Consider the following 3,372-nt stretch of genomic DNA (forward strand, 5'->3'; position numbering starts at 1 on the left):
GCAGGGTGCGCGGGTCGCCGGTGGCGATTTCACCGTCGGCATCCGGCACCTTGGCATCGCGGCCGGTGTTGTTCAGCCGTGGCACGGCGCCAAACAGGGCCAGGCACAGGGCGTCGAGCAGGGTGCTTTTGCCGGCGCCGGTGGGCCCGGTAATGGCGAAAAGCCCGGCGCTGGCCAACGGCTCGGCGGTAAAGTCCAGCTCAAAGGGGCCGGCCAGGGAGGCGAGGTTTTTCAGGCGAATGGCGAGAATTTTCATGGTTGCTCACCTTCCAGCTGAACTTCCTGCAGCAATACGGCAAAGTCCTTGAGGGTCTGTTCGTCGGCTTCGCTGCCGTAGCTTTCCTGCCAGGCACGGCTAAACAGTTCCTGGGGGGTGAGCTGGTCGAGTTCGATCAGCCGCGTGGCGTCGTCATCGCCGTGGCGGCTGCCGCTGCCGGCATATTCGGCGGCGATGCGCACCAGGCGCACGGCCTTGCCCTGCAGTGCCGTTTCGATCTGCTGGCGCAAATCGGGCTGCGGTTCGTCGAGTGTGACCCGTACTTCCAGCCAGGGCTGGCGCTGGGTATCGGCGAGCAGGTCGATATCCGCCAGGTCCGCAAGCTGGGCGAGGATGTCAGCCAGCGGCAGCGGGCCGATCCGTTGCAGGTTGACCGCCCGGGGGACCAGCAACGGCTCAACGCTGACCAGGGTTTCGCCTTTGAGGGTGACGTCGAGAATCTGGTGCTGGTAGCCGATTTCCGAGAAGGACAGGGGGATCGGCGAGCCGCAGTAACGGATGCGATCTTCGCTGTTGACCCGCTGCGGTTTGTGCAAATGGCCCAGGGCCACATAGCTGATATCGGGGCCGAACAGGCTGGCGGGCAGGGCTTCGGCATTGCCGATGATCAGGCTGCGCTCGGAGTCTTCGGAGACCGACCCGCCGGCCATGTGCGCGTGGCTGATGGCAATCAGCGCCTGGCCCTTTTTGCGCTTGGCATTGGCGGCCTTGATCAGCCATTCATGGACCTGGCCGATACCGCGCAGGTAGTCGTCCCCTAGGTGCGCGCCGGTGACTTCGGCGGGGCGCAAAAAGGGCAGCGCCAGGCACCAGGCTGCTGTCTTGCCCTTGGCATCGGGCAAGGGGATCAGCAGGCGCTCGGCGTCGAGCTGGCCGTCGTCGAGCCACAGCACCCGGCCCAGGGCATGGGTGCGCAAGCGGCGCATCAAGGGGGCCGGCAGTTCGATGCGCGAGCCGGAGTCGTGGTTGCCGGCAATCATCACAATGGTCAGCCTGGGCTGTTGCTCGTGGGCACTGACGATAAAGTCGTAAAGCCGTTCCTGGGCTTTGACCGGCGGGTTGACGGTGTCGAAGATGTCCCCGGCTATCAGCAGTACGTCGGGTGTGTGCTCCGCCAGCCGGGCCAGAAGCCAGGATAGAAAACAGGCATGTTCGAAGTCGCGGTCCTGGCCGTGGAGGTTTTGCCCCAGGTGCCAGTCGGAGGTGTGAAACAGGCGCATAACAGAATCCGTTTTCAAAGGGGCAGGCAACCCGCTCGCTCAGGCGGTACACGGGTTGCCCTTAAATTATTTGGGGTACAGCGGTGGCAGGCTGCTCGGCTCGGCGCTGTCCTGCTGCTCGCGCTCGGCGGCAGGAATGCTGCGGATGGCCTTCCACAGTTCCTCGCCTTGCCAGTGCTGGCCGGTTTCGCTGTAGAGCGCACCATTGAGGCCGTCGAGGGCGTCGGACAGCAACACAAAGCGCGCGGCCATGTCGGCCAGGGTTTCGGGTTGCTGCCGGGCCCAGGCATCCAGGGCCTGACGGGTGGCCTGGGGGTCGTTGGCCAGACAGGCGCGTTTCAAGTCGTCCAGCAGGGTGCGCGGGCTTGGCCCGGTTTGCGCAGCGCGCAGGATTGCCGGTTGCCAGCGGGCACGCCACCACAGGCCCAGACTGGCCAGGGTGGTGAGTGCCAGAAACAGGGTGCTGAGCTGCCAGATCCAGAGTGAGGGCGCTTCGTTCTGCGCCGTTGTGGTGCCACTGACCGGTGTGTCCACAGCCAGATTGGGGTTGGCAGCTGCGAGCAGGGTACGGGCGGGCAGGTAAGTGCGCTCCAGATGATCTTCGTGGGTGTTCCACCACACCACTTCGACGGCGGGCAATTCAATCTGGCCAACCCGGGTCGGGACCAGTGCTTCGCGCTCTTCGCGGCTGCCGATTAGGCCGTTTTCGGTGATCTGGTTGCTCAGTTGCGCCAGGTCGGGGTAGCGCCGCAGGCCGTTGACGTCGGTGGCGGGCAGGGGCGGCAGTTGGGCGCTGGACAGGCCTTCGGCCTTGAGCGTGAGGGTTCGGGTCAGCGAGTCACCGACCAGCGCATGGTCAGGCTCGGGGTTCCAGGTTTCACTCATGCTCAGGCTGCGCGCGGGTAACCAGGGGGCATTGGCCGGCCAGATGTCGGGCTTGGGCAGCACGTTCAGCGGGATTTCGGCCGAGGTCACGTGCACCATTTTGCCGGGCTTTGGCCCCAGCGGGGCTGGGGCTGTGGCTTGCTGGCTGTCGACCTGGGTGGCGCTGAAGGTTTGCGCCGGGATGATCAGCTCGCCGCTGCGCTGCGGATAGATGCCGTAGCGGCGCTCGATCACACCGTGGCGTACGCCGTTGATCATCTTTTCATAGGTGCGCGACTCGCCCAGCTGCTCGACGATGGCGTCGTCCAGGTGCAGGGCGGTCAGGCTGCTGTCATCGTACAGCGCCACCGAATGGTAAATGCGCACGGTCAGCAGTGCCTGGGCCTGTACATAGACGCCGGGCTGGTCGAGGCTGGCTTCGATAAACACCGGGGCCAGCAGGTTTTCGCTGGCCGCGCTCTGGGTGACGGTGACGGTGAGGGTGATCGGCTGGCTGTGGTAGTCACCGACTTGCAGCGCCGGGATGATCACCGTGCCGGTCTGCTTGGGTTGCAGGGTGATCATCCAGCGGGTGGTGCCCTTGTTGTCGTCGCTGAGGCTGTTGAGCTGGTTGACCTGGCGAGTACCGCGCACTTCGAACAGCCCGTCCAGCGGGGTGAGGTCGGGCTTGCCGAACTGGGTGACGTCGTCGGATTCCAGGGTCAGTTCGACGGTTTCACCGGAGTTGAGCTGGTCGCGGTCAACACTGGCGATCAGGCCCAGGGCGTTTGCCGGCAAGGTCCAGCAACACAGCAAAAGAAGCAAAACACAGAGGCGGTTCATTTGGGCGTGTCCTGATGGAGCTGCTGTTCGTACCAGAATTTTCGGCGTAACAATTCGGCAGGGTTGTCGGGGATCTGTCTGAGCCATTGTTCCAGGGCCTGGCGCTGTTCTTCTGCGGTCTGGTTGGCGGCCGGGGCGGGCGGGCGCGTGGTGGGCCCGTCGTCCGGT

General features: G+C 64.8%; 4 protein-coding genes. All 4 read right to left on the reverse strand.

The features are described 5' to 3' along the window. Positions 1-256: AAA family ATPase (locus tag GHN92_RS23415; RefSeq protein ID WP_153381314.1), on the reverse strand; the 256-nt coding region annotated here is incomplete at its 3' end. After that, positions 253-1,497 carry an exonuclease SbcCD subunit D C-terminal domain-containing protein gene (locus GHN92_RS23420; RefSeq protein WP_153381316.1) on the reverse strand — a complete coding sequence of 415 codons (1,245 nt, stop codon included), beginning with the start codon at positions 1,495-1,497 and terminating at the stop codon, positions 253-255. The genes GHN92_RS23420 and GHN92_RS23415, both read right to left, overlap by 4 nt. Before the next feature lie 66 nt (positions 1,498-1,563). Further along, positions 1,564-3,204, reverse strand: coding sequence for a BatD family protein (locus tag GHN92_RS23425; protein WP_153381318.1), 1,641 nt, complete (start codon positions 3,202-3,204; stop codon positions 1,564-1,566). After that, positions 3,201-3,372, reverse strand: a 172-nt coding sequence (locus GHN92_RS24305; RefSeq protein WP_178102686.1) for a hypothetical protein, incomplete at its 5' end; no start/stop codon positions are given. The genes GHN92_RS23425 and GHN92_RS24305, both read right to left, overlap by 4 nt.

The sequence above is a fragment of the Pseudomonas sp. FSL R10-2964 genome, from assembly GCF_009600035.1.
GTDB classification, from domain to species: Bacteria; Pseudomonadota; Gammaproteobacteria; order Pseudomonadales; family Pseudomonadaceae; genus Aquipseudomonas; species Aquipseudomonas bubulae.

Excerpts from the sequence above, each read along its gene's own strand:
- GHN92_RS23420 (WP_153381316.1), bottom strand. The coding sequence starts at position 1,497 with ATGCGCCTGTTTCACACCTCCGACTGGCACCTGGGGCAAAACCTCCAC.
- GHN92_RS23425 (WP_153381318.1), bottom strand. The coding sequence starts at position 3,204 with ATGAACCGCCTCTGTGTTTTGCTTCTTTTGCTGTGTTGCTGGACCTTG.